The following is a 1,549-nucleotide window of genomic DNA, read 5'->3' as shown; positions in this document are numbered from 1 at the left end:
CTAGCAGGCTGTTGAAGAAGTCAGGCTCTTTCGCAAACGAAGCCTGAATCGTCGGTGTTGTGGATGTAGAAGTGGCCGACGAGGCGGCCTGCAGTTCCAAAGACAACCCAGCCGCGGCCACAGGCTGGGTCGTTCTCATCATGCCCCTCCCATGAGAATTCCGCGCAGGCTGAGCCATCGCGGGTGCCATATCGGACATCGAGGAAGCCCTTGAGTGCGCCGAAGGCGATCTCGCCATCCGCCGAGCCTTTGAATGTCAGATGCGCTTCCTCGACGAGATCGAGGAAGTCGTTATCCCAAACATCCATCTCGACGATGCGCCAGCGGCCGGCAAAGGCCTTGGCAAAGCCGGGAGCCTTGGCCATCAGCCGGTCTCCGCCATGAGCTTTGGCAGTCGCACCAGATTGTAGGCAGCGGCTGCGAAGGTGAAGGCCCATCCGACACGGTCGCGACCGCGGAACCTGGTCTTGTGCTGGCCGGCTACGACCTTGATCCAACCGAATGCCTCTTCGATGCGCTTCCTGATGCGCTGGCTGACGGCATAGCCGCCATGCCGCGTCGTGCGCCCGTCGATCGCGGAACTGCGACCGCTCGTGTTCTGCGCTACATGCGGCGTCACCCTCATCGAGCGCAGCTCATTGACGAAGTCTTCCGCGTCGTAGGCCTTGTCGGCGCCGAGCGTGATCGCCTGTGGCCGCTCCGCTCGAGGTTCGATCATGTGCAGTGCGGCCACCCGCTCAGCATGTCCGTCGGCCAGTGTCAGGCAGGCGTCGACCAGCAGGCCGTGGCGGTTCTCCATCAAGCCATGTCCCATAAAGCACAGCTTGGCCTCCTTGCCTTTGCCCTTGCGATAGAGCCGGGCATCCGGATCGGTGGTCGAGGCATGTGTGTCGTTGGAGCGCTTGTGGCCATGGAAGTCCGCTTCCGCGTTTCGCCCGCCCCCTTCAGCCGGCGGCTCGCCATGACCACCGCTTGGGCCGTCCTTCGGTTTGACGCTCTTCATCGATGCCCACGCCTCGATCAGTGTGCCATCGACCGAGAAGTGGTCGGTCGACAGAAGCTTCTTCACACTAGGCTGCGCCAGCACTGCGCCTAAGAATTTCGCCGCGATATCACCTTCCAGCAACCGGTCGCGGTTTTTTGAGAACACCGAATGGTCCCAGGCCGCGTCATCGACGCCGATGCCGACGAACCAGCGGAACAGAAGGTCGTATTCCAGCCGCTCCATCAAAAGCCGCTCCGAGCGGATCGAGTAGAACGCCTGTAGCAGCATCGCTCGCAGCAGCTTTTCCGGCGGGATCGAAGGCCGCCCCATCGGCGAATACAGCGCCGCCAAGTCCCGCTCCAACGCTGCCAGCGCCTCGTTCACAATCGCCCGAATGCGGCGCAACGGATGATCGCGCCGCACCCGAGCCTCGAGATCAACATAACTGAACAGTTCGCCAGACCGTTCGTCTCCGCCGCGCATGCCTCGTTCTCCGAATCTCTCCGGAGACACTGAATCACGCTCACAGCCTCGCTGCGAGCCACTTTTTCAACAGCCTGCTAG

2 protein-coding genes are annotated in these 1,549 nt (G+C 62.1%); both read right to left on the bottom strand.

Translation table 11 applies throughout. The features are described 5' to 3' along the window. Positions 1-20: 20 nt before the first annotated feature. Entirely contained in the window at positions 21-365 is a 345-nt protein-coding gene (locus AU465_RS33165) for a hypothetical protein (protein ID WP_192257242.1), read from the bottom strand. Beyond that, positions 365-1,468 carry an IS5 family transposase gene (locus AU465_RS33160; RefSeq protein ID WP_192257240.1) on the bottom strand — a complete coding sequence of 368 codons (1,104 nt, stop codon included), beginning with the start codon at positions 1,466-1,468 and terminating at the stop codon, positions 365-367. The genes AU465_RS33165 and AU465_RS33160 overlap by 1 nt, the downstream gene beginning before the upstream one ends. Positions 1,469-1,549 lie beyond the last annotated feature (81 nt).

Origin of the sequence: Mesorhizobium silamurunense, from assembly GCF_014843905.1 — a bacterium.
Lineage (GTDB): Bacteria > Pseudomonadota > Alphaproteobacteria > Rhizobiales > Rhizobiaceae > Mesorhizobium > Mesorhizobium silamurunense.
The sequence above is the reverse complement of the archived record's forward strand: the minus strand, read 5'-3'. Positions and strand labels throughout refer to the sequence as shown.